Consider the following 23,605-nt stretch of genomic DNA (forward strand, 5'->3'; position numbering starts at 1 on the left):
CTAACTTTTAATCGCTTCGCATAAAATAGCGGCACTCCGCGATGAATCAGTCTGATCCTTGGCGTCAGATTAACGGCCATTATGGATTCCCAACATTCGAAATGAAATGACGCCGCAAGCCACGCATAGCCACAAAGGGGCCCACCATGAAAAAGATCGAAGCGATCATCAAGCCGTTTAAACTGGATGAGGTAAAAGAAGCCCTTCAAGACGTTGGCGTTCAAGGCCTGTCGGTGATCGAAGTCAAAGGCTTCGGCCGTCAGAAAGGCCACACCGAACTTTATCGTGGTGCGGAGTATGTTGTTGATTTCCTGCCCAAGGTCAAAGTCGAAGTCGTGCTTGACGATGATCAGGTTGATGCCGCGATCGAAGCCATCGTCGCTGCAGCCAAGACAGAAAAGATCGGCGACGGAAAAATCTTCGTCTCCCCCGTTGAACAGACCATCCGCATCCGCACCGGTGAGACCGGCTCGGACGCGCTTTAAACCCACTCTCTACCATCTCAAGGAAAAAAGGACTCTCCCTGATGAGCACCAAGGATTTTCTGAAGCAAATCAAAGATGAAGATATCGAGTATGTCGACATCCGTTTTACCGACCCACGTGGCAAGCTGCAGCACGTGACCGTCTGTGCCGATCAGGTAGACGAAGACTTTCTTGACGAAGGTTTCATGTTTGATGGCTCCTCAATCGCGGGCTGGAAGTCCATTGAAGCTTCCGACATGAAGCTGATGCCAGACACGACAAGTGGCTATGTCGACCCATTCTATGCGGAAAAAACGATGTGCGTACACTGCTCCGTCGTTGAACCTGACACCGGCGAGGCTTATGACCGCGACCCCCGCGGCACTGCCGAGAAGGCCGAGGCGTATCTCAAGTCATCCGGCATCGGTGATGTGGCCTACATGGGTCCAGAAGCGGAATTCTTCCTGTTTGACGACGTCCGTTTCTCCAACAGCATCAACAAGGTATCTTATGAGGTCGACGCAACCGACGCGTCATGGAACACTGACACCGAGTACGAGATGGGCAACATGGGCCATCGTCCTGGCGTCAAGGGTGGCTACTTCCCCGTGAACCCAACGGACGAAGCGCAGGACCTGCGGTCCGAGATGCTTTCAACCATGAAGCGCCTTGGCATGAAGGTCGACAAGCACCACCACGAGGTAGCCTCTTGTCAGCACGAGCTGGGCCTGATCTTTGACAGCCTCACCAAGCAGGCTGACGAGCTTCAGAAATACAAGTACGTGATCCACAACGTGGCACATGCATACGGCAAATCGGCAACCTTCATGCCCAAGCCCATCGCAGGCGACAACGGCACCGGCATGCACGTCAACATGTCTATCTGGAAAGACGGCAAGCCGCTTTTCGCAGGCGACAAATACGCTGACCTGTCTCAGGAAGCGCTGTGGTACATCGGCGGCATCCTGCACCACGCCAAGGCTCTGAACGCCTTTACCAACCCGGCGACAAACTCCTACAAGCGTCTGATTCCGGGCTTTGAAGCTCCCGTTCTGCGCGCCTACTCCGCGCGCAACCGGTCTGGCTGTGTCCGGATCCCATGGACAGAAAGCCCAAAGGCCAAGCGTGTTGAGGCGCGTTTCCCTGATCCGGCATCCAACCCTTACCTCGCCTTCGCAGCGCTGCTGATGGCTGGCCTTGACGGTATCAAGAACAAGATCGATCCGGGCGAAGCCATGGACAAGAACCTCTATGACCTGCCCGCAGAAGAACTGGCTGGTATCCCGACGGTTTGCGGTTCTCTGCGCGAGGCACTGGAAGAACTGCAGGCGGATATGGACTTCCTGCTGGCCGGTGACGTGTTCACCCGTGACCAGATCGAAGGCTACATTGAGCTGAAGATGGAAGAGGTGCACGCCTATGAGCACACGCCTCACCCGGTAGAATTCCAGATGTACTACAGCTGCTAATCTGTTGAAATTAAATTAGGAAAGGGCGCTCCTCGACGGGCGCCCTTTGCATTTTTCCGCCATATTCCGGCATTCTGCTTCACGTTCTCGACCCGATGTTACCCAACGATTGCCCATGCTGTGCCCCATTTTGGCCTCGAATCTTAAGCAGAAAGTTAAGCAAGGAAGCGAGGAGACAGACATGGCGATTTCAAAGACAACGTTTGAAGAGCGGCTCGCACGCATCAACAAAGGTCAAACTGTAGATCAGGCCGCAATCGTTGGTCGATCAAAGAAGCGCCGCTCCATCCGCGCCCGCTGTTTCACATTTCCTTTCATGGTCGGCGTCGGCATTCTGACGGGTGGTACAGCCTATGCATGGGCAGCGACACAGCCAGAACTGAACCTTGCGCTCTCTGAAATTCAGTGGGTTCTTGCACTGGCAAGTTAACGCCGCTTCGCACTTTTGCGAAATACCACGCGTGGTTCCCCGTTGAACCCCACACAAACCTCGGTAATCTGAATATCTCAGATTTGTCAGAGGTTATTCATGAACCGTTTTCATTCCTTCATAGTTTCAGCCGCCACGTGCGTTACGCTTGCGGGGTCCGCATTCGCCGCAGAGTGCATCACATCCAAGGGCAATTTCGGCGCTTATAAACAGACGCTGGCGAAACAGGCTGCCGCTGCCGGTATCGGCCAGCGCGGATTACAGGCGCTCAATGCGGCGACATTGTCAGATATCACCTGGCGATTTGAATCCAATCCATCCAGCCAATCCGGCGTCTCACAAGGCGACCCAGCCCGCTTTCTTGCCAAACGGTCTGGCAGTTCTGCGCAGAACTTTGTCAATCAGACCCGCAAGAAGATTGCCCGCAATCCCAATACCTTTGCCTCGATCGAACGCGCCTACGGTGTTCCTGCAAGTATTCTGGCCACCATCTGGGGGCTTGAGACCAGCTGGGGCGGGTATCTGGGCAAGACACCAATCGTCAACGGCGCTGTAACGTTGTCGTCGTACTGCCGCCGTCACCCAAAGTTTGAAAGCCACGCCATCGCGGCACTGACCATGGCTGACCGCGGGGTCATCACATCCGGGACGCGTGGCGGGCCATCCGGGGAACTGGGTCATATGCAATTTTTGGCGGGCAACTGGCTGCGGTACGGGGTAGATGGCAACGGCGACGGGCGGGCAGACCCTTATAATGCCGTGGATGCGCTGGCGACGGCAGCGAATATGTTGCGTCAGAACGGATGGAAAGCGGGCCAGCCTTTCGGTCAGGGAACGCCGAACTTCAAAGTGTTGTCGGCATGGAACGACAGCGGCAACTATCAGCGCGCGATTGCCTACGCTGCTGGACTGGTCGATGGGTAGCGACTGACGACAAGCTGTCCGTATCCGCTTGATTGTCGAAATCATTACGAGAATGCCGCAGCTGTAGCTGCTGTCGCACTGATAGGCTTGCGCCACATAACAACTCTGCCTATATCCGCCGTCCTAGGGTCAGGCCCCTGCCGTCCGCAATCCGGTGAAGTCCTGTATTGATAGACACACCTTCAATCTCGCCGATTGACGGGCAACGCGGACCCCCTCTTTCACTTCGAGCGAGAAGGAGTGTTTGACATGACGACATTACAAATCCCATCCCGCGATGTGCTCAAGGCGCAGGCAAAGCGCTTGCGCGGCGATCTGGCCGAGCGTGGCCAGACCATCAGCCATGCACAGGCGCTAGAGACCATCGCGCATCAGTGGGGCGCGCGCGATTGGAACACGCTCGCCGCGCTTGCGACAACCGCGCACGCGGGCGGATACGCCTCGGGCCAACATGTCTCGGGGCGGTATCTGGGCCATGTCTTTGACGGAGAGGTCAAGGCTGCACGCCAATCTGCCAACGGCTATTGGTCGCTCACCTTGCGCTTCGACGCACCCATCGACGTGGTGGCATCCACGCTCTTCAGCAGCTTTCGCCGTCAGGTGAATGTGACTGTCACGCCCAAAGGCGTGTCACCGCAAAAGACTTCGGACGGGCAGCCGCATCTGGTCCTGACATAAAAATGACCTGTGATTGAGCCGCCGTGCAGGCGGCTCAATCTGCCGTGTTGGGGACGGTCCAGGTGTGAATGGTGAATATGACGGCCTGCGTCTGAGGCATCCGAATTATGCACTGGCGCTCGGACCGGATGAACGAAGGGATCCCGTGTTCACGTTTCTTGCGCGGCTGGTGCAGATCGGCCTCGACATAGGCAAGTCGATTAAACCGCCAAAGCGGCCTGCCCACCTGAACACCATCAAACAGTCGCTGCACACGACGGGCGATATCCGTGTCGTATTCCGGCACCGGCACGTGAATGTCAGTCAGCGGCCTGCCCGCTTTCTCTGCCAAGCGCCAATTTGCTGGAAAACACAGGAAAGCGCCGGTCAGCACATGTTCGTCATTGCGTTTCTCTAGAATGCAAATGTCCTCCTGAACCAAGGCGCCCAAAGTTCGCAACGGATCATCAGGCATAATCTTAACCCGCCGACCATCCGGGCAGCGAACCTCATCGTCTGACACTACAAAACCCTTGCCGGGCAATATCTTGAGCGCCTCCTGCAGAACCTCTTGCGCCGCTGGCAGTGCCGCTGGATCAAGCCACAGAACAGCCTCCTCGCGCTGCTCAAGCAACTCAAGCCGATAAGACATCTGTGCCGCGTATGCGTCATCAACCCGCAGCCAGTCATCGGGAGCGCAGGGCGCAACACCCGGCAGCGATTTCTGTCCCCGCATCTCATCCGGCAGGAAACGTTGAAGGATCGTTTTCATCCGGCGAAAATACGGAGGGCGACGGGGAATGTCTTGCAAAAACGACATGCGAAAGCGTCGGTTTACCACATCCAACTGCCTGAAAAATGGGCAAGCATGAGATGAATAGCCACGAGAGCCGCGCCATGAACCAGCACTACAGCACCACCCGTAAGATTGACCCGAACCGGGGCGCTTTTCTGGGGGATGGTACGCCCAATGACGCCAACCGGGTTGAGATCGGCCCGACGGGGTTGGCGTTTCGCGAATGGGAGGCGGCAGGGCTCACGCTCCCAAACTTGCCGGCAATGCGCGAATACCGCTGGAAGCGGCTGACACGGCACATCGTGGATCGCGGCTATGGCGGGCTTTTGATGTTTGACCCGCTCAACATCCGTTACGCCACTGACAGCACCAATATGCAGCTCTGGAATACCCACAATCCGTTCCGCGCCGTACTGCTTTGTGCCGATGGATACATGGTGATGTGGGACTACAAGAACTCACCTTTTCTGAGCGAATTCAATCCATTGGTGCGCGAACAGCGATCCGGTGCCGATCTGTTTTATTTTGACCGGGGCGACAAGGTAGACGTTGCGGCCGACGTGCTGTCGAACGAGGTGCGTGAATTGATCCGAGAGCATGGCGGCGGGGAAAGGCGCATCGCCGTGGACAAGATCATGCTGCACGGATTGCGCGCACTTGAGGCGCAGGGGTTCGAGGTGATGGACGGAGAAGAAGTCACCGAGAAGAGCCGCTCGGTCAAAGGTCCGGACGAGATCCTGGCAATGCGCTGCGCATCGCATGCCTGCGAGACGGCCGTGCGCGAGATGGAGAATTTCGCACGCGAGATGGTCCCAAAGGGCGCGACCTCGGAGGATGAAATCTGGGCCGTGCTGCACGCTGAGAATATCAAGCGTGGTGGGGAATGGATCGAGACACGGCTGCTGACCTCAGGACCACGCACAAACCCGTGGTTTCAGGAATGTGGCGGGCGGATTGTTCAAAACAATGAAATCGTGGCATTCGATACCGATCTTGTCGGCAGCTACGGCATTTGTGTGGACATCTCCCGCACCTGGTGGATTGGCGATCAAAAGCCAAGACCTGACATGATCTACGCCATGCAGCACGGGGTGGAGCACATCCAGACCAACATGCAAATGCTCAAGCCTGGCGTGATGATCCCGGAGCTATCGGCAGGCACTCATGTTCTGGATGCCCAATTTCAGGCGGGCAAGTACGGCTGTCTCATGCACGGCGTGGGATTGTGTGACGAGTGGCCGTTGGTTGCCTATCCTGACCATGCCGTTGAAGGGGCTTATGATTATCCGTTGGAGGCCGGCATGGTCCTTTGCGTCGAAGCGCTGGTTCAGCCGGACGGCGGAGACTTTGCCATCAAGCTGGAAGATCAGGTGCTGGTGACCGAAGAGGGTTTCGAGAATCTCACGACATATCCGTTCGATCCAGCCTTGATGGGACGATAGACGCAGGGGGCCGACAACGCACGTGCCGCTGTCCCCTGTTCATCAGTTCCGTTTCAGCGCAATCAGCACCATTCACTCAACAGTGATGGTAATGACATCGCTCATCACAGGTGGATCATGAGGCACATGGTTCAGATCCCCCAAAAGCAGTTGCAGCGTATGTGTTCCAGACGGCAGGTCCTTGATCACCTGTGTTTGTCCGCCACCGAAATGCACGACCTGATCCGTGGCTGGCAGACTGGTATCAAGGTCCAGAGTGCCGGGGTCGGTGTTGATCAGCAAATGATGGTGTCCTGTGTTGTCGGCTTCGGTGCCTGCCGGAGCCACGCCCATGCCAGTCAGTCCGAATACGACCGTCACCGGATTGCTGACCGTCGCACCGTCGCTCGGTGAGATAATATAGGCCTGCGCGCCCTCCGGTGCCGCGTTGCGATGCCCATCGGCGATGGCTGTACTTGCAAGCAAAATTCCTGCGGTCAGTGTTGTGAAAAAGTGCTTCATCGTGGCCTCCCTGGCAAATGGTCCTGCGGACCGACATTGCTAAGGTAGCGCTGAATGTCTCCGTGCAACAGAATATTGAAGCGTTTGGCGTCGGCCAACCCGGTGCACATTCCCAATCTGGCCAGCAACTCAGTTTCAGGCTGGGATTACTGTCCCAATGCCTGCCCCAGATCCCCCTTCAAATCCTCGACATCCTCGATCCCCACGGACAGGCGCAGCAACCCTTCGGGTATCCCCGTATGCGGCTCAATCGTATGGCGATGCTCCACAAGGCTCTCCACGCCGCCCAAAGAGGTTGCCCGGTGGAACAACTGCATGCGTCCGACGGCCCGCAATGCTGCCTCCGCGCCGCCCTTTACGACAAAGGACAGCAGACCACCAAAACCCCCGGTCATCTGGCGCGCGGCAATCTCGTGTCCGGCATGGTCCGGCAGCCCAGGATAGAGCACATCTTCCACCGCGGGATGGTCCAGCAGGTATCCCGCCAAAGACTGCGCATTGCGCGACATTTCTCGCATGCGCAAGGGCAAGGTGCGCATGCCGCGTGTCAGCAGCCAGGCCTCCATCGGTCCCAACACGGCGCCCGCCATATCGCGATCCGCAAGGATCATGTGCGAGATCGGATCATCAGCAGCGGCCATAGACAGCGATCCGGCCAGAACATCTGAATGCCCGTTAATCCCCTTGGTCGCTGAATGCATCACGATGTCCGCGCCATGGCTCAAAGGCTGGCTTAACACCGGAGAGGCCGCTGTGCTGTCCACGACCAGTTTGGCCCCGACGCCATGCGCCATATGAGCAGCTTGGGCGATATCAGTGATGCGCAGCCACGGGTTTGAGGGCGTCTCAATCCAGACAATCGCCGGAGAGTGGGTCTTGCAAGCTGCGTCCAGCGCTGCCGGGTCAGAGGCTTCAACCTCGTGCAACGCAATGTCGCGGCGGGTACAGAAATCCCTGATCCAGGCGGTCGTTCCCCAATATATCTGGCTTTGCACCACAACGCTGGATCCGTTGGAAACCGTTCGGAACACGGCAGCGACTGCGGCCATACCGGAAGGAAACAAGAGCGTCTCAGCAGCACCTTCAAGCTGAGACAAGAGCCGCTCGGCCACGCGGGCGTTTTCGTTGTGAGAGCGCAGATAGACATTCTGCGCATTTAGCGGCGCATAGTTTTCATCCCGCGCGAAGGTTGTCGCCATATGAACCGCAGGTACGACGCCGCCTGTCTCAGCGTCTGTCGCTCCTGCAGCCTGTGCTGCAATGGTGGCAGAAGATAGATTTGATTTTGGTGGGTTCGCCACGGCAGGTCTCGCGTTTTTTGGGACTGTAGCGCCTTGCTACACGCAGCATTCAGGACAGGCAATCGCCCAGAGGCCCATGGTCTTGTGCGTCACGTGGGCGTGAGGGCCGTGACACAGACCTTGCATGCCATCTGCGCGTCCCCCACCCTTAGACAACCTTCAACGGAGAGCACCCATGGCCACAAAACGCATCACCTTCCCCGGCCACAATGGCGATACGCTGGCCGCCCGCCTTGACATGCCCGATGGCCCGCATCTGGCCACAGCGCTCTTTGCGCACTGCTTTACCTGCGGCAAGGATATTCCTGCGGCGCGGCGCATTGCTGCACGGCTGGCAGGAATGGGCATAGCCGTCTTGCGGTTTGATTTTACTGGACTTGGGCATTCCGAAGGGGAGTTTTCGAACACCTCGTTCACGTCCAACGTCGAAGATCTTATCGCGGCCTGCGCCTATCTCGACAGTGAAGGGCTGCCGCCTGCGTTGCTGATAGGCCATTCGCTGGGGGGCGCTGCCGTACTAAAGGCCGCCGCACAAATGGATGAGATCAAGGCAGTTGCCACTATTGGCGCTCCTTTCGACCCGGAGCATGTCACCCACAATTTCGCCGATGCTTTGCCCGAGATCATTTCCAAAGGTGTAGCAGAGGTGTCGCTTGGCGGTCGCCCGTTCAAAATCGGAAAAAGCTTTATCGAAGACGTCGCTGCGGGAGAGCTGGCGCCAGCCATCGGCAATCTCAGGGCTGCGCTGCTGGTCCTGCACGCGCCGCAGGACGCGATTGTCAGCATCGACAACGCCAGCCAGATATTCCTTGCTGCTAAACATCCAAAAAGCTTTGTCACACTGGATAATGCCGACCACCTCGTTACACGTGCAGCAGATTCCGAATATGCCGCCGACGTGATCGCCACTTGGGCCAGCCTGTACCTGCCCTTGAAACAGCCCGCCCCACCGCCGGGTGCACCAGAAGGCATCGTGCGCGTCGCCGAAGCTGATCCAAACGGCTTTCTGCAGGACGTCAATGCAGGTCCCACCCATCATACGCTGGCGGATGAACCACTGGCCTACGGCGGCACTAACCGGGGTATGTCGCCGTACGGCTTCTTGTCTGCTGGCCTTGGGGCCTGCACTTCGATGACGATCCGCATGTACGCCCGCCGAAAGGGTTGGCCATTAGAGCACGTCAGCGTCGATGTGTGCCACGACAAGGTCCACGCGCAGGACGCCGAAACCGGCAGCGGTGATAAGATCGACACCTGGCGCAGACGGATCAAGCTGACCGGGGATCTGAGTGACGACCAGCGCGACCGCCTGCTTGAGATCGCGGACAGGTGCCCCGTTCACCGCACCTTTGAGCGGTCCTCGGAAGTGCTCACCGAACTTCTGCCATAAGTGCCTCTTGTTCCGGACCTCACTTCTGTTCGAAAGCCACTCTGAACGGCAGGGAAACAGCCGCTCCGGCGCTGTGGCCTCGGTAGAGCTAACGCTTGGAAATTCACCCCAAGCAGGTCCCGCACCGAAAATGGACTTGTGTTGGTACGTCCGCCCCCATGAAATCTGCCCTCCTCCGTGCGCCCAACGACTGAGGCACATGAAATACTGCGAGCGTTCGGCTCCTGACTTGTTCTTCACGCGCCCGCGGTCTATGCCGCGCATGAGCCTGAAAACTGTCATCACAAGGTGTGCTTCACATGATCCCCCGCTATTCCCGCCCCGATATGGTCGCCATCTGGTCGCCCGAGACCAAGTTTCGCATCTGGTACGAAATCGAAGCCCACGCCTGCGACGCCATGGCCGATCTGGGTGTTATTCCACGCGAAAATGCGGAAGCGGTCTGGAAGGCCAAGGATATCGAATTCGATGTCGCGCGCATTGATGAGATCGAAGCGGTGACCAAGCATGACGTGATCGCCTTCCTGACACATCTGGCCGAACATGTCGGCAGCGACGAGGCACGTTTCGTGCATCAGGGCATGACCTCATCCGACGTTCTGGACACCTGTTTCAACGTGCAATTGACCCGTGCCGCAGACATCCTGATCGCGGATGTTGAAGGGCTGCTTGCCGCTCTCAAGCGCCGGGCGATGGAGCACAAGATGACCGTGCGGATTGGCCGGTCACACGGCATTCACGCCGAACCCACAACGATGGGTCTCACCTTTGCGCGGTTCTACGCCGAAATGGACCGCAACCTTGCGCGTCTGCGCACCGCCCGCGATGAGATCGCAACAGGTGCCATCTCGGGTGCGGTCGGAACATTCGCCAATATCGATCCACGGATCGAAGAGCATGTCTGCGAGAAACTGGGGCTGAAGCCCGAGCCGATCTCGACCCAGGTGATACCGCGTGACCGACATGCTGCCTTTTTCGCAGCGTTGGGCGTGGTCGGATCTTCCATCGAAAACATCGCGACGGAAATTCGCCACATGCAGCGCACCGAAGTGCTGGAAGCGGAGGAGTTCTTTTCTGCCGGTCAGAAGGGTTCATCCGCGATGCCGCACAAGCGCAATCCGGTCTTGACCGAGAACCTCACCGGCCTTGCGCGTCTGGTCCGCATGGCGGTGGTCCCAGCGATGGAAAACGTAGCACTTTGGCACGAGCGTGATATCTCGCACAGTTCCGTTGAGCGCAACATCGGGCCAGATACCACAGTCACACTGGACTTCGCGCTCGCGCGGCTGACGTCCGTGGTGGACCAGCTGGTTATCTATCCTGACAACATGCTGGCCAACATGAATAAATTCCGGGGATTGGTGATGTCGCAGCGTGTCTTGCTGGCATTGACACAGGCTGGGGTAAGCCGGGAAGACGCCTACAAACTTGTCCAGCGCAACGCAATGAAGGTTTGGGAACAGGGCAAAGACTTCAAAACTGAATTGCTGGCGGACGCGGACGTGCTGAATTCCCTGAGCGCGGAAGAGATCGAAGAGAAGTTTGATCTGGGCTATCACACCAAACATGTCGATACGATCTTTGCGCGGGTCTTTGGTGCAGCGTGACGCCAGTTTCTGCTGACCGTTAGCTTAAACGGTACGCACTGTAGCTGTGAGGTTTTGCTTCGGTCTGCGTCTGATTTTTGGGCGCAGGGCGTGCTGCGCTGAGGCGCAAGTTGTCGCAGCGTCATCGGAATATTTGAAATGTTGTGAAAACCGTGTAACTTTCAAATAACAACCAAAAGGAGACGGACCATGAAGATCAAGACCCTTGCGATTGCGCTGGCCCTGACAGCCGCCCCCGCTTTGGCATACGCAGAAGGCTGTAGCTACAGCAAACAGAAGCAGGCCATGTCCTGTGCGGCCGGTACGGCCTACGACAGTGCGACAAATAGCTGTCTGCCCGTCAGCACCTGAGCGTTCTTTCTCAGCGACAAAAAGCCTGCGCAGCCCGTTCAGCGGTCTGCGCTTTTTTCGGCGGGTCGATGCTGAATATACTTGGGTCACTTATGCGTGTAAGTTTGCCCATCCCGCTTGGCATGTTTTGGCTTTAGACTAATTTACGGCCAACAGCCCACTTCAGGAGACATCAAATGAAACATATCGTTCTGGCGTCCGCCCTTGCCATTCCCTTCGGTGCAACTTCTGCTATTGCCGCCGGTGGTGGTGATGAGCAAGCCCCATCCAAGCCCAAGTGCAAGACGGGCCAGGTATACGACAAAAAAACCAAGGCCTGTGTCGTGGCGCAGGAAAGCAACCTTGACGTTGACAGCCTGTATGAGAATGTCCGCGAATTGGCTTATGCCGGGCGGTACGATGATGCGCAGGTGGTTTTGGCCCAGATGCCACAGGACGATGACCGGACGCTGACCTACCTTGGCTTTACCAACCGAAAGATGGGTAACGTGGACGCTGCAATGTCTTACTATGCCCAGGCTTTGCGGGTGAACCCGGCCAATGTCTTGGCGCGGTCTTACATGGGTCAGGGCTTGGTTGAGCAGGGCAAGATCGCCGATGCGCTGGTGCAACTGCGTGAAATTCGTGCCCATGGCGGTACGGGTACATGGGCAGAGGCCTCCTTGCGGACGGCCATCGCAACCGGTCAGACCTTCAACTACTGATTTCAACGTTTCTTCATCTTTGAACGGCATAACCCACACACTTGTGAGGGATTGCCTGTGATGAACGATATGGTTCCAATGAACGCAATTGCGCCGCTCCCTGACATGACCGGGGGCGGCGTTTCCAAATCTCTCAGTCGCCGGGCGAAAGCTGCCATCGTTGTGCGTTTGTTGCTGAACGAAGGCGCGGATATCCCGCTTGAGGAACTGCCGGATGAATTGCAGGTCACACCGACCCAACAAATGGGTGAGATGCGTCTGGTCGATCGCGACACGCTGAGCGCAGTTGTGGATGAGTTCGCGACCGAGTTGGAGAAAATTGGTCTGTCTTTTCCGCCAGGCATTGCTGGTGCGCTGGACGCACTGGAGGGCAAGATCAGCCATCAGACCGCAGCACGACTGCGCAAGGAGGCCGGTGTCCGGCAATTCGGCGACCCCTGGGGACGAATTCGTGAACTGGGTCCGGAAAAACTGCTCCCGGTTCTGGAAAACGAAAGTGTGGAAATCGCTGCGGTGATGCTGTCGAAATTGCCGGTGTCCCTCGCCGCTGAACTGCTGGGGCGCTTGCCGGGGCCACAGGCCCGCAGAGTTACCTATGCGGTGTCGCTGACCAACGCAGTAACGCCCGAAGCGGTGGACCGGATTGGCCTGTCGCTGGCGACCCAACTTGATGCACAACCCAAACAGGCCTTTGATGATGGACCGGTCGAACGCGTAGGCGCAATCCTGAATTCATCGACCTCCGTCACCCGCGACGATGTGCTGACCGGATTGGACGAGACGGATCAAGGCTTTGCCGACGCTGTGCGCAAGGCAATCTTCACCTTTGGCAATATACCTGCACGCATCGCGCCCCGCGATATTCCGCGCATCCTGCGTGAAGTCGAACAGCCCTCCTTGGTTGTGGCACTGGCCGGTGCGGAAGCAGCGGGATTTGCTGCCTCACGCGACTTTGTTCTTGAGAACATGTCAGGCCGCATGGCCGATCAACTCCGCGAGGAGATCGATGCATCAGGCAAGGTCAAACCTGCCGATGCGGAGGCCGCAATGTCAGATGTTGTTGCAGTGATCCGTCAAATGGAACAATCTGGCGATCTGTTGCTGGTGGTCGAAGACGAACCAGAGGACTAACTCCTGCATGACAAAGCTGACTTGTTGCCCCTGAACCCACGGGCTATGTCTGGCGCACTTGTCGCAAATGACCGGAACCGATGTCAGAACAAACAGCCTTGGATGATCCCCACGCACAACCGGCGCGCAAGCTGGGGGATTATCTGACAAATGCTTTGATCGTGGGAATCATTCGGTTGGCGCTGGCCCTGCCCTATACCGCACGCGTTCGGTTCGTTGGCTGGATTGTGGAACGCGTTATCGGCCCTATCGCGGGATATCGCAGGCGGGCGTTGCGCAATCTGGCGATGATCTGGCCGGAACTTTCTGCCACGCGCCGGGCCGAGATTGCCAGCAAATGCCTCAACAACGTCGGGCGCACCTTTATCGAGAATTACTCAGCCAAGGACTTTCCCGCACGGATGGAAAAAGTGACGCCAACGGGCCCCGGATCAGAAGCGCTGCAAAAGGCTGTGGACGAAGGACGTCCCGTCATTCTGGTGACCGGTCATTTTGGAAATTATGAGGCAACCCGTGCGGCACTGGTGGCCAAGGGCTATGACATTGGCGGGCTCTACCGCGATATGAAAAACCCATATTTTAATGCGCATTACGTCAAGACGATGGAGGCCTTCGGCGGACCTGTTTTTCCGCAGGGCCGCAAAGGAACAGCAGGCTTCGTGCGCCATCTCAAGGGTGGCGGCCAGTTGGTTTTGCTATTCGATCAGCATGTGCAATACGCGCCCATCCTTGATTTTCTGGGAGAACCTGCACGCACTGCCGTATCTGCGGCAGAGTTGGCAATTCGCTACGATGCATTGCTGATTCCCTTCTACGGCATCCGGCAGGACGACGGGCTTAGTTTTGAATGTGTTTTGGAAGCGCCCGTTCCCCACTCTGACCCGTTGACAATGACCCAAGCCCTGAACGACAGCCTTGCCGCCCGTGTCAGGGCAGCACCCGAGCAATGGTTCTGGGTGCATCGCCGGTGGCGGGCCGACCAACCCTAGTCAAAGGTGTGGCTTTGGTGACGTGATGAAACATCCGCGCTGAGAAAAAGCCCTACCGCATCCGAGCGGCGGCCAGAATGGGGCCCGCATTCTTTTTCTGGATGATCACGACGGCTGGCTTGTCCCCCTCAATCGGGGCTGAGATGCTCAGCGGTTCGGCTCCATCCCACTCGCCCAAGACCGTCCAGCCTTCAACAATGTTTGTATATTCCAGCGTCTTTCCCGCGTTCTCGCCACGTTTGATCTTGGTCGATTGGCGGGGGGTGTAGCGCAGCATGTGGACTGTCATCTTGCCATCCACATCTGCCACCCGCTTTGCCGCGATGTTCAGCGTGTCACCGTCCCGCGCCAGATCAAGGGTGACTTTCACGGGCTTGCGCGCGTGCTCTGCTATGGCCTTGGAAAGCGCCATCGGCTTGGCCCCAACGATATCCGTCACACCGCCAACGATCATTTCGGGCGTATAGACAGACCGTCGGTTGCCCGCCGCAGCGTAGGTGCGCTGGCGCTCGGCATGCGCGGGGTGGCCGAACGGATCTTTCCAGCCAATATAGTCCCAATAATCCACATGAAGCGCCAACGCGATCACGTCCTCCCGGCCCGAAAGTTCAAGCAACATCGCATCCGCAGGGGGGCAGCTTGAACACCCTTGCGATGTATAAAGCTCGACAACGACCGGGTTCTGCTGTGCCATCAAAGGCGAGGCAAGGCTGACGACGACAGCTATAAGCGCAAAGGTGAGGTGTTTCATGTGATTCCGGTGACTGGCGGCATGCGAGCCTCAGGTTTAGCCTTTGTGATCTGAAATAACCAATCAAGGTTTCTTGAAAGCTGCGTCAGATTGCTGTGTTGGGCTACACTTTCTGTACACCATGGTATACAAAAGTGCTGAAGAGCCACGAATAGTGGTTGATCCGCACAGGCGTCAGTGGCATTGAAGCCTCAAGTTCCGCCAGCCAACAGACCAGAAAGGGAGTCTTTTATGACGATTCAAGTCGGTCAGGACACAGCCAAAACACGTAAGACGATTACCGCAGGTGATCAAAGCGTCGCCTATTACTCCATCCCCGCCGCTCAGGAGGCCGGGCTTGGTGATTTCTCAAATCTGCCCGCCGCGCTGAAAGTGGTGTTGGAGAACATGTTGCGGTTTGAGGACGGCAAAACAGTCACCGTCGATGACATCAAGGCATTTGCCGAATGGGCACAAAAAGGCGGCAAGAACCCACGCGAGATTGCCTACCGCCCTGCCCGCGTCCTGATGCAGGACTTTACCGGTGTACCTGCGGTGGTCGACCTGGCTGCAATGCGCGACGGACTGGTGGCCCTTGGTGGTGATGCGGAAAAGATCAATCCGCTGAACCCCGTCGATCTGGTCATCGACCACTCCGTCATGATTGACGAGTTCGGCAACCCGCGCGCCTTCCAGATGAACGTGGACCGCGAATATGAGCGGAACATGGAGCGCTACACCTTTCTCAAGTGGGGCCAAAAGGCGTTCAACAACTTCCGCGTCGTGCCCCCCGGCACCGGTATCTGCCACCAGGTGAACCTTGAGTATCTGGCCCAGACCGTCTGGACCGACACCGACCAGAATGGTGAGGAAGTTGCCTACCCCGACACGCTGGTCGGCACCGACAGCCACACCACCATGGTCAACGGCATGGCCGTTCTGGGCTGGGGCGTCGGCGGGATCGAAGCCGAGGCGGCAATGCTGGGCCAGCCGATTTCCATGCTGATCCCCGAAGTTGTCGGCTTTGAGCTGACCGGCGAGATGATGGAAGGCACCACCGGCACAGACCTTGTGCTGAAGGTGGTCGAGATGCTGCGCGAGAAAGGCGTGGTCGGCAAGTTCGTGGAATTCTATGGCAAGGGCCTCGACAAACTGCCATTGGCGGACCGTGCGACGATTGCAAACATGGCACCGGAATACGGCGCGACCTGCGGCTTCTTCCCCATCGATGGTGAGACGCTCCGCTACCTGCGCACGACGGGCCGTGATGAAGATCGCATCGCGCTCGTCGAAGCCTATGCCAAGGAAAACGGCATGTGGCGTGATGCAGATTACGCGCCGGTCTATACCGACACGCTGAGCCTTGATATGGGCACGATTGTACCTGCGATCTCGGGTCCGAAGCGTCCGCAGGACTACATTGCGCTGGACAGAGCGCATACGGCGTTCGGCGATTATGTCAAAGGCGTACGCGAGGGCAAAGACGCGACCCTGAAGGAAGAGATTCGTTGGGAAGGTGAAGGCGGCCAGCCTGAGCCAAGCGAAATTCCCGGCGACGAAGGGCACCATCAGCGTGGATATGTGAAGACCGACGACGGCCATTACCAGTTGCACGATGGATCCATCGTAATCGCATCGATCACCTCCTGCACCAATACATCCAACCCTTATGTGATGATCGGTGCCGGTCTGGTGGCACGTAAGGCGCGCGAAAAAGGTCTGACCCGCAAGCCCTGGGTCAAGACATCGCTTGCGCCCGGCTCTCAGGTGGTTTCGGCCTACCTTGAGGCGGCAAACCTTCAGGAAGACCTCGACGCCATTGGGTTCAACCTTGTGGGCTACGGCTGCACCACCTGCATCGGCAACTCCGGTCCGCTGGAGGCACCGATCAGCAAGGCGATCAACGACTATGACCTGATCGCGACCTCGGTCCTTTCCGGCAACCGCAACTTCGAAGGGCGGATCAGCCCCGATGTGCGCGCGAACTACCTCGCCTCCCCACCGCTGGTTGTGGCTTATGCGCTGGTCGGCGATATGAACGTCGATCTGGCCAACAGCCCGCTGGGTCAGGATCAGGTCGGCAACGACGTCTACCTCAAGGACATCTGGCCCACGTCGAAGGAAGTCGCGGAACTGGTCGAGCAGACCGTGACCCGCGAGGCGTTCCAGACCAAGTACGCGGATGTGTTCAAGGGTGACGACAAATGGCAGGCCGTGGAAACGACCGAAGCCAAGACCTACGACTGGCCGCCGCAGTCCACCTACGTTCAGAACCCACCCTATTTCCAGGGCATGTCGCCAGAGCCGGGTGTGATCACCAATATCGAGGGCGCGAAAGTGCTGGCGGTTCTGGGCGATATGATCACGACTGACCACATCTCGCCGGCGGGTTCATTCAAGGACAGCACGCCAGCCGGTCAGTATCTGGTCGAACGTCAGGTTCCTGTGCGCGAATTCAACTCTTACGGTTCGCGTCGCGGTAACCACGAGGTGATGATGCGCGGTACATTCGCCAACATCCGCATCAAGAACGAGATGCTGGATGGGGTCGAAGGCGGCTACACCCTTGGGCCGGACGGCGCGCAAACGTCGATCTTTGACGCGGCAATGGCCTATCAGGATCAAGGGACACCGCTTGTGATCTTCGGGGGCGAGCAATATGGCGCGGGATCAAGCCGTGACTGGGCAGCCAAAGGCACCGCACTGCTGGGCGTCAAGGCCGTGATTGCAGAGAGCTTTGAGCGCATTCACCGTTCCAACCTTGTCGGCATGGGCGTCATTCCGTTCGAATTCACCGGTGGGGACACCCGCAAGTCTCTGGGCCTGACCGGAAAAGAAACGGTATCCATCTCCGGTCTCGACACAATCAAGCCTCTGCAGGAAGTCCCCTGCACCATCAACATGGAGGATGGCTCGGTAAAAGAGATCATGATCAAGTGCCGGATCGATACGGCGATCGAGATCGAATACATCGAACACGGCGGCGTGCTGCACTATGTGCTGCGTGACCTTGCAAAAGGTGACGCGATCGCTGCCGAGTAAGTCACCGCTTGCATGACATTAGAAAGGCCCCCGTTGCACATTGCAGCGGGGGTCTTTTTCTTTACGCTGAAGACAAGAGGCCAAGAATTCAGTTCGAGGTGAGGATGAGACGATGAAACCAGTTGCACTTATCACCGGCGGCGCGCGCGGCATTGGCCGTGGGATTGCAGAAAACCTCGCTCAGGATCACGAAGTGGCGGTGACCTACAATTCGACGGCCCCCGATGCCTTGCTTGACAGTTTGCCAGATATCCTCGCGATCAAAGCGGACCTGTCAGACAGGTCTCAGGCCGCTGACATTATCCCTCAGGTCATCAACCGGTTTGGCAGGCTGGATGTAATTGTAAACAACGCTGGCTCACTCTTGGCGGACGACGAGGATAACGGTCAGAACAATGCGATCAACGTCGCGGCGCCCATGGCATTGCTGAATGTTGCCCTGCCCCATCTGAAGGTGGGGGCAAGCATCATCAATATCTCATCGGTCAATGCATTCCTTCCAGCGATGGGCGCTGTGTCCTACTCAGCCAGCAAAGCAGCGCTTGATACATGGACGCGCGGCATGGCCAAGACGCTGGGTCCGCAGGGTATCCGCGTCAATGGTATCGCACCGGGCGCCATTGATAGGGCCGAAAGCCCCCGTCCGCCTGAGCTTGTTAAGGCCTTCGTCGATATGACGGCGCTTGGGCGATCAGGAGTACCGGAAGATATTGCGAAGGTTGTTCGGTTTCTGGCGTCGGATGCGGCGGGCTTCATCACCGGAGAGACAATCACAGTGTCGGGCGGCTACCGGCTTTAGGGGCCTTTTGACTTACTGGCCCATTGCCTTGTTGAACGCAGGCAGGAACCGCTGTTCATAATCGCTGCCCACCAACGGGCCAGCGAAACGAAACAGAACCGTACCATCGCCATCCAGAATGAATGTCTCGGGTGGCGCGGTAACACCCCAGTCAATTGCGGTGCGGCCCTGCGGGTCGAACGACACACCGACAAAAGGATTGTCGTCTTCTGTGAGGTATTTGAAGGCGTTCGCCTGCGTATCCTTGAAATTGATGCCGATGATCGGAATACCTTCTGCTTCCATCTCCAAAAGCATGGGATGCTCCGCGCGACAGGGCGGACACCAGCTTGCCCAGAAATTGACGAGGGTAACCTTGCCACTGGCCAGCATTTCAGGCGTGGCCGCTGGGAACCCCTCCAGCGTTCCTTCGGGCAGGCCCGGCGCGGGTTGACCGACAAGTGTTGATGGCAGACCTTCAGGATCTTCGCGAAACATGCCGACAACAGCCAGAAGAACGAAAGCCGCAAAGATCAGTGGCGGCGCGATCATCAGAGGCGAGACTTTAGCCATCTTTCTTGACCTTCGCTTCAATCTCTTTCAGGGCGGCGCGTGCAGCGCGGCCCCGTCGCAGGCTGAGCATCACCAACGCTGCCAGCAAAACAAGAGATGCGGCGTAGGCCGACAGCACTTCAACCGCGTATTTTCCAAGATCAGGCATCATAGCTCCCGCCCTGCCCGGACACGCAGCGCTTGTGCACGACGCAGGCGAATTTCAGTACCGGTGCGGTACAGCACCAGCGCGAGAAACAGCAGGCCAAAACCCACCATGCTGGTCAACAGCGGGTACCAGAAAACATCCGAGACAGAGCGTTCTCCGGTAGCTACCGGGATAGAGGTGCCTTGGTGCAGGCCCTGATTCCAGAACTGAACCGCGTAGCGTGACAGCACCGCAAAGACGGAGCCGACAAGACACAGGATTGATGTCAGATCGGCAGCTGTGTCTGGATCCTCAATGGCTTCCCAGAGGGCGATATAGCCCAGATAAAAAAGAAACAGGATCAGAAATGACGTCAGGCGCGGGTCCCACGCCCACCACGTGCCCCACATCGGCTGGCCCCAGATGGCACCGGTGACCAAGGCGATCAGCGTCATGACAAGGCCGACAGGTGCTGCGGCTTTGGCGGCCAGCGCACTCACATGGTGGCGACGGATGAGCCAGATCAGGGACGTGATCAGCATCATGAACCATGCGTTGATTGCCATCAGCGCGGAGGGCACATGCAGGTAAATTATCTTAACGGTTGAGCCTTGGCGGAAATCGTCGGGCGTGCCGAAAAACCCCCAGATCAGACCGACGATCACGCATCCAGCGGCTGCCACCCAGAGAAAGGGTTGCACCTTGGTGCTGAGGGCCAAGAATTTGACCGGATTTGCATAGGACCAAATGGACATAGCGCCTATGTAATGTGCCCTTCGCAAGGCCTCAATGGGCAAAGCGCCGCAATGGCAAACGGGTATTACGAATGCACCATCAGACGTTCTACCGCAATCCCATGCGCAGCACGGCCGCGCTGGCGAAAGGCATAAGCGCGATGGTGGCAAGGGTAATGCCCGCCAGCATCAAGAGTGGCGTTGCCGGATCAAGGCCTGCCGCGCCACGTCGCGCAGCTTCTGCCCCGAAAATCAATGTCGGGACATAAAGCGGCAAAACCAGCAGTGACAGCAAAAGACCGCCGCGTTTGATGCCGACCGTAAGCGCCGCGCCAAAGGTGCCGATGACAGAAAGCGCGGGTGTGCCGATGGCCAGGGAGATCACCAACCAGCCATATCCAGCCCCCGGCAGATTCAACAGCACGCCCAGCACCGGGGCTGCCAAGACAAGCGGCAAGCCTGTTGTAATCCAATGGGCCAGCGCCTTGACGCTGACAGCGGCCTCAAGTGGCAGCGGCGCCGTGAGCAAAAGGTCAAGCGTGCCGTCTTCGTAATCCAGTGCCAGCAGCCGGTCGAGGGACAGCAGACAGGCAAGGAGCGCGCCCAACCACAGAACGCCCGCTGCAATCGTTGAGAGCAAGGCAGGCTGGGGGCCAACGCTGAAAGGCACAAGCGTCGTGACAATCAGAAAGAATGCAAGGCCAAGGCCAAAACCGCCACCAGCGCGGAAGGCCAGCCGCAAGTCACGCATCAGCAGCGCAATCACAAGAACGCCTCGTCGCTGGCACCCACGCGCAGGGTTGTCATGGCCCGATACGGCGTAATATCGATCACGTCAGCCTCAAGCCCAAGGTCGATATGTGTCGCCATCAACGCCGAACCGCCCTGCGCCAGATGCGCCCGTACCGCAGCGGCGAACATGGCAACGGCATCAGTGTCAAGCGACACAGTGGGTTCATCCAGCACCCAGATGGGGCACCCCGTCACAAGCAACCGCGAAAGCCCAAGACGCCGTTTCTGCCCTGCCGAAAGCGTTCCGGCAAGCCGGTCTGCCAATGGATGCAACGCGTAGGCATCAAGCGCCGGTGTGATGTCATGGCGGCCGAAAACCTGCGCCCAAAACATCAGATTTTCGCGGACCGTCAGCATCGCTTTCAAGCCGTCGGCATGTCCCGCATAGGCGATCTGGTCAGCAGCCCCCGAAATTTCGCCTTCGACGGCCGGTTGCAGCCCCGCAATCGTGCGCAGCAGCGTTGTCTTGCCCGCCCCGTTCGGACCACGCAGGATCAGTGCTGCCCTGGGTTCCAGCACAAAGCTGAGCCCAGTCAGAACAGGGACGCCCCCCCGGGCAAGCGTCAGATTGGAAGCCTTCAGCGTCATCGCGTCAGATCACACCGGAATCAACGCGAGGGCCACGCGGCGTCCCTCGCTCAGTAGTACGTTGTAGGTGCGGCAGGCGGCAGGAGAAGCCATCGCCTCAACCCCGATCCCGGCCTCCTGAAGCGGGTTCAGCAGATCATCAGGCAGATGGGCCACATCCGCACCGGTGCCGATGAACAAAACGTCGATCTGCTCTTTCAACTCAAGCAATGTACCTGCATCTTCGAACCCTGCCCATGTCTGGGTGCCAGCAGGCCCCGTTATGACGGCGCCTTCGATCACCTGCCCCCCGATACGAAAGAACCCCGGCCCATAGCCTTCGATGGGCTGGGCATCGGTGAAGACAATCTCATTGAGGCGCATTGGTTATCCTTTCCAAATCGGCAAGCTGACAATAGCCGATGCTGCGATGACGATATAGGCCACACGTCGAAAAAGCGCCTCTGCCTGCGGGTCAAAAAGCAACGCCCCAATCATGTTCGCAACAAGGTTGGGTATGCCGATAAGCAGCCCCAGGAAAAAGACCTGCCAGACCATCAGACCGCTCAGCCAGAGAAAGGGAAACAGGATCAGGTCCACCGCCAACAGGTAGAGCAGAAAATTGGCGCGGATCACCGATATGGGCAAGCTGCTTGCCATGTAGAGCATGATTACAGGTGGCCCCGGAATTCCGGCAAAGCCGGTCATGAACCCACCTAGCGCGCCGGTCGCAACAGTCAGGCGACGGGTCAGTTCCCCCTTATATCGCCAACCGTTCACAAGCAGAACGAGCAGCGCCAGAACCACAGCCGAAATCAACCACCCAAATACATTTGGATCAATGATGCTAAGAAACGCGGTCCCAATGGGCATAGCCACCAGCGCGCCTATCATCAGGACACCTACGTCTTTCGGCGCGCCATCACTCAGCGCTGCGGGCAGGTTCGGGAGTGGCCCAAGCATTTCTCCAGCGACCAGAAAAATCACCGCCTTGATCGGCGGCAGAACGGAAGAGGCTACCGGCATGATGATCATCGCGGAGCCGAAGCCCGAAAAACCCCGGACAAGTCCTGCCACGCAAACCGCCCCGATCAGCCAGATCAAACCCTTGGTCTGAAAAGCCGATGCAAGTGCTTCAGGCATCTATGTTGGCGTATTGATTTCCAGCGTTGGCATCGGGTTTGGACCAGTCACGCTTTACACCCAGATACAACAAAATCGCGGATGCCACGAAAATTGAGGAATAGGTACCAACGATCACGCCCCAGATCATCGCAAAGACAAAGCCTCTGATCACGTCTCCGCCCAACACAAACAGCGCAATCAAGGCAATAAGCGTTGTGAAGGAGGTCATGAAAGTCCGCGACATTGTCTCATTGATCGACAGGTTCAAAACCTCTTTCAGGTCCCGCTTCTTGTACTTGCGCAGGTTTTCGCGGACCCGGTCAAAGACGACGACGGTATCGTTCAGCGAATATCCCACGATGGTCAGCAAGGCCGCGATGATGGCAAGGTCAAAGCGGATTTGGAGTTCCGAGAACACACCGATTGTCAGCAGAACGTCATGCACCAGCGCCAACACGGCACCAGCCGCAAATTGCCATTCAAACCGCAGCCAGATGTAGATCAGTACCGCACCGATCGCCAGTACGACGGCGATGGCAGCAGTCTGGATCAATTCACCAGATACCTTAGGGCCGACAGATTCAACAGAAGTGAACTTGATATCAGGCCGTGCTTCTTTAAGCGCCGCTTCAACCGCACTGATGGTTTCGACAGATACTGCCTCCTGATCGTCCTGCGCCTGTATCCGGATCATTGCGACATTCTGGTCATCGCGGAAGGAGGGATCAAAAACCTCAGTGATGGAAATGTCACCCAGTTCCAGCACATCCAGTGCTGCGCGGTATTCCGCGACATCCACAACACGGGGGCTTTCTGTCCGAACCGTCGTGCCTCCGCGAAAGTCGATGCCGTAATTCAGGCCTTGCAGCATGAAAGAGGCAAACGCCACGATCATCATCAAACCCGAAATGCCCAGCCACAGCTTCCAGCGGCTGAAATAGTCGAAATTCGGCGCTTCTTTGAACAGACGCAGACGCATGT

The 23,605-nt window shown here is 57.7% G+C and carries 26 protein-coding genes; 14 read left to right on the forward strand and 12 right to left on the reverse strand.

The genetic code is table 11. The annotated features are described in order from the left end of the window. Positions 1 to 146: 146 nt before the first annotated feature. The 5 genes from GV827_RS18115 to GV827_RS18135 all read left to right on the forward strand — a co-directional run bounded on the left by GV827_RS18115 (position 147) and on the right by GV827_RS18135 (position 3,965). The gene (locus GV827_RS18115) at positions 147 to 485 is read left to right on the forward strand and encodes a P-II family nitrogen regulator (RefSeq protein WP_164355227.1); all 339 of its coding nucleotides are present in this window, start codon (positions 147 to 149) and stop codon (positions 483 to 485) included. A 41-nt stretch (positions 486 to 526) separates the two neighbouring features. Further along, positions 527 to 1,933 carry a type I glutamate--ammonia ligase gene (gene glnA, locus GV827_RS18120; RefSeq protein WP_164355228.1) on the forward strand — a complete coding sequence of 469 codons (1,407 nt, stop codon included), beginning with the start codon at positions 527 to 529 and terminating at the stop codon, positions 1,931 to 1,933. A 181-nt stretch (positions 1,934 to 2,114) separates the two neighbouring features. After that, on the forward strand, positions 2,115 to 2,363 hold the full coding sequence (locus GV827_RS18125) for a hypothetical protein (RefSeq protein ID WP_164355229.1): 249 nt from the start codon (positions 2,115 to 2,117) through the stop codon (positions 2,361 to 2,363). A 99-nt stretch (positions 2,364 to 2,462) separates the two neighbouring features. Next, complete coding sequence (locus GV827_RS18130) at positions 2,463 to 3,287, forward strand: lytic murein transglycosylase (RefSeq protein ID WP_164355230.1); 825 nt, start codon at positions 2,463 to 2,465, stop codon at positions 3,285 to 3,287. A gap of 249 nt (positions 3,288 to 3,536) precedes the next feature. Then, complete coding sequence (locus GV827_RS18135) at positions 3,537 to 3,965, forward strand: glyoxalase superfamily protein (protein WP_164355231.1); 429 nt, start codon at positions 3,537 to 3,539, stop codon at positions 3,963 to 3,965. Between the two features lie 34 nt (positions 3,966 to 3,999). Here GV827_RS18135 and GV827_RS18140 read toward each other — a convergent pair whose 3' ends face one another. Continuing rightward, on the reverse strand, positions 4,000 to 4,716 hold the full coding sequence (locus GV827_RS18140; RefSeq protein WP_164355232.1) for a heme-dependent oxidative N-demethylase family protein: 717 nt from the start codon (positions 4,714 to 4,716) through the stop codon (positions 4,000 to 4,002). Positions 4,717 to 4,841: 125 nt separating this feature from the next. Between GV827_RS18140 and dddP the strand changes: the two genes are divergently transcribed. After that, the gene (gene dddP, locus GV827_RS18145; RefSeq protein WP_164355309.1) at positions 4,842 to 6,182 is read left to right on the forward strand and encodes a dimethylsulfonioproprionate lyase DddP; all 1,341 of its coding nucleotides are present in this window, start codon (positions 4,842 to 4,844) and stop codon (positions 6,180 to 6,182) included. 72 nt (positions 6,183 to 6,254) lie between these two features. Here dddP and GV827_RS18150 read toward each other — a convergent pair whose 3' ends face one another. Both GV827_RS18150 and GV827_RS18155 read right to left on the reverse strand, forming a co-directional pair. After that, a complete protein-coding gene (locus GV827_RS18150; RefSeq protein WP_164355233.1) occupies positions 6,255 to 6,683 on the reverse strand; it encodes a DUF4399 domain-containing protein in 429 nt (142 codons plus the stop codon). 146 nt (positions 6,684 to 6,829) lie between these two features. Then, positions 6,830 to 7,984 (reverse strand): trans-sulfuration enzyme family protein, encoded by a 1,155-nt coding sequence (locus GV827_RS18155; protein ID WP_164355234.1) that lies wholly within the window; start codon positions 7,982 to 7,984, stop codon positions 6,830 to 6,832. 175 nt (positions 7,985 to 8,159) lie between these two features. Between GV827_RS18155 and GV827_RS18160 the strand changes: the two genes are divergently transcribed. The 6 genes from GV827_RS18160 (at position 8,160) to GV827_RS18185 (ending at position 14,156) form a co-directional block, all read left to right on the forward strand. Beyond that, positions 8,160 to 9,374: a bifunctional alpha/beta hydrolase/OsmC family protein gene (locus tag GV827_RS18160; protein ID WP_164355235.1), complete on the forward strand. Its 1,215-nt coding sequence runs from the start codon at positions 8,160 to 8,162 to the stop codon at positions 9,372 to 9,374. 299 nt (positions 9,375 to 9,673) lie between these two features. Further along, positions 9,674 to 10,981 carry an adenylosuccinate lyase gene (gene purB, locus GV827_RS18165; protein WP_164355236.1) on the forward strand — a complete coding sequence of 436 codons (1,308 nt, stop codon included), beginning with the start codon at positions 9,674 to 9,676 and terminating at the stop codon, positions 10,979 to 10,981. Between the two features lie 189 nt (positions 10,982 to 11,170). Then, positions 11,171 to 11,332, forward strand: a complete 162-nt coding sequence (locus GV827_RS18170) for an adenylosuccinate lyase (protein ID WP_164355237.1) — start codon at positions 11,171 to 11,173, stop codon at positions 11,330 to 11,332. Between the two features lie 176 nt (positions 11,333 to 11,508). Continuing rightward, complete coding sequence (locus tag GV827_RS18175; protein ID WP_164355238.1) at positions 11,509 to 12,036, forward strand: tetratricopeptide repeat protein; 528 nt, start codon at positions 11,509 to 11,511, stop codon at positions 12,034 to 12,036. A gap of 60 nt (positions 12,037 to 12,096) precedes the next feature. Continuing rightward, on the forward strand, positions 12,097 to 13,167 hold the full coding sequence (locus tag GV827_RS18180; RefSeq protein WP_164355239.1) for a flagellar motor switch protein FliG: 1,071 nt from the start codon (positions 12,097 to 12,099) through the stop codon (positions 13,165 to 13,167). Between the two features lie 80 nt (positions 13,168 to 13,247). Next, entirely contained in the window at positions 13,248 to 14,156 is a 909-nt protein-coding gene (locus tag GV827_RS18185; RefSeq protein WP_164355240.1) for a lysophospholipid acyltransferase family protein, read from the forward strand. Positions 14,157 to 14,208: 52 nt separating this feature from the next. On the opposite strand, the gene GV827_RS18190 is transcribed toward GV827_RS18185, so the two are convergent. After that, complete coding sequence (locus GV827_RS18190) at positions 14,209 to 14,907, reverse strand: DUF1223 domain-containing protein (protein WP_164355241.1); 699 nt, start codon at positions 14,905 to 14,907, stop codon at positions 14,209 to 14,211. 231 nt (positions 14,908 to 15,138) lie between these two features. Between GV827_RS18190 and acnA the strand changes: the two genes are divergently transcribed. Both acnA and GV827_RS18200 read left to right on the forward strand, forming a co-directional pair. After that, positions 15,139 to 17,928: an aconitate hydratase AcnA gene (gene acnA, locus GV827_RS18195; RefSeq protein WP_164355242.1), complete on the forward strand. Its 2,790-nt coding sequence runs from the start codon at positions 15,139 to 15,141 to the stop codon at positions 17,926 to 17,928. Between the two features lie 112 nt (positions 17,929 to 18,040). After that, positions 18,041 to 18,727, forward strand: coding sequence for an SDR family NAD(P)-dependent oxidoreductase (locus tag GV827_RS18200; protein WP_164355243.1), 687 nt, complete (start codon positions 18,041 to 18,043; stop codon positions 18,725 to 18,727). Between the two features lie 12 nt (positions 18,728 to 18,739). Here the strand turns inward: GV827_RS18200 and GV827_RS18205 are convergent, their stop codons facing one another. The 8 genes from GV827_RS18205 to secF all read right to left on the reverse strand — a co-directional run bounded on the left by GV827_RS18205 (position 18,740) and on the right by secF (position 23,603). Next, positions 18,740 to 19,279 carry a DsbE family thiol:disulfide interchange protein gene (locus tag GV827_RS18205; RefSeq protein ID WP_164355244.1) on the reverse strand — a complete coding sequence of 180 codons (540 nt, stop codon included), beginning with the start codon at positions 19,277 to 19,279 and terminating at the stop codon, positions 18,740 to 18,742. Beyond that, positions 19,272 to 19,427, reverse strand: coding sequence for a heme exporter protein CcmD (gene ccmD / locus GV827_RS18210; protein WP_408056274.1), 156 nt, complete (start codon positions 19,425 to 19,427; stop codon positions 19,272 to 19,274). The genes GV827_RS18205 and ccmD overlap by 8 nt, the downstream gene beginning before the upstream one ends. Next, positions 19,427 to 20,161, reverse strand: coding sequence for a heme ABC transporter permease (locus GV827_RS18215; RefSeq protein WP_164355246.1), 735 nt, complete (start codon positions 20,159 to 20,161; stop codon positions 19,427 to 19,429). The genes ccmD and GV827_RS18215 overlap by 1 nt, the downstream gene beginning before the upstream one ends. 88 nt (positions 20,162 to 20,249) lie before the next feature. Further along, complete coding sequence (gene ccmB, locus GV827_RS18220; RefSeq protein WP_164355247.1) at positions 20,250 to 20,906, reverse strand: heme exporter protein CcmB; 657 nt, start codon at positions 20,904 to 20,906, stop codon at positions 20,250 to 20,252. Further along, positions 20,903 to 21,520, reverse strand: coding sequence for a heme ABC exporter ATP-binding protein CcmA (gene ccmA, locus GV827_RS18225; RefSeq protein WP_164355248.1), 618 nt, complete (start codon positions 21,518 to 21,520; stop codon positions 20,903 to 20,905). Before ccmA ends, ccmB begins: the two co-directional genes overlap by 4 nt. A 9-nt stretch (positions 21,521 to 21,529) precedes the next feature. Then, positions 21,530 to 21,883 (reverse strand): Mth938-like domain-containing protein, encoded by a 354-nt coding sequence (locus GV827_RS18230; RefSeq protein ID WP_164355249.1) that lies wholly within the window; start codon positions 21,881 to 21,883, stop codon positions 21,530 to 21,532. Positions 21,884 to 21,886: 3 nt separating this feature from the next. Further along, complete coding sequence (locus GV827_RS18235; protein WP_164355250.1) at positions 21,887 to 22,642, reverse strand: sulfite exporter TauE/SafE family protein; 756 nt, start codon at positions 22,640 to 22,642, stop codon at positions 21,887 to 21,889. Continuing rightward, positions 22,635 to 23,603 carry a protein translocase subunit SecF gene (gene secF, locus GV827_RS18240; RefSeq protein WP_164355251.1) on the reverse strand — a complete coding sequence of 323 codons (969 nt, stop codon included), beginning with the start codon at positions 23,601 to 23,603 and terminating at the stop codon, positions 22,635 to 22,637. The genes GV827_RS18235 and secF overlap by 8 nt, the downstream gene beginning before the upstream one ends. Between the last annotated feature and the right edge of the window lie 2 nt (positions 23,604 to 23,605).

Source organism: Sulfitobacter sediminilitoris (assembly GCF_010667575.1).
GTDB classification, from domain to species: domain Bacteria; phylum Pseudomonadota; class Alphaproteobacteria; order Rhodobacterales; family Rhodobacteraceae; genus Sulfitobacter; species Sulfitobacter sediminilitoris.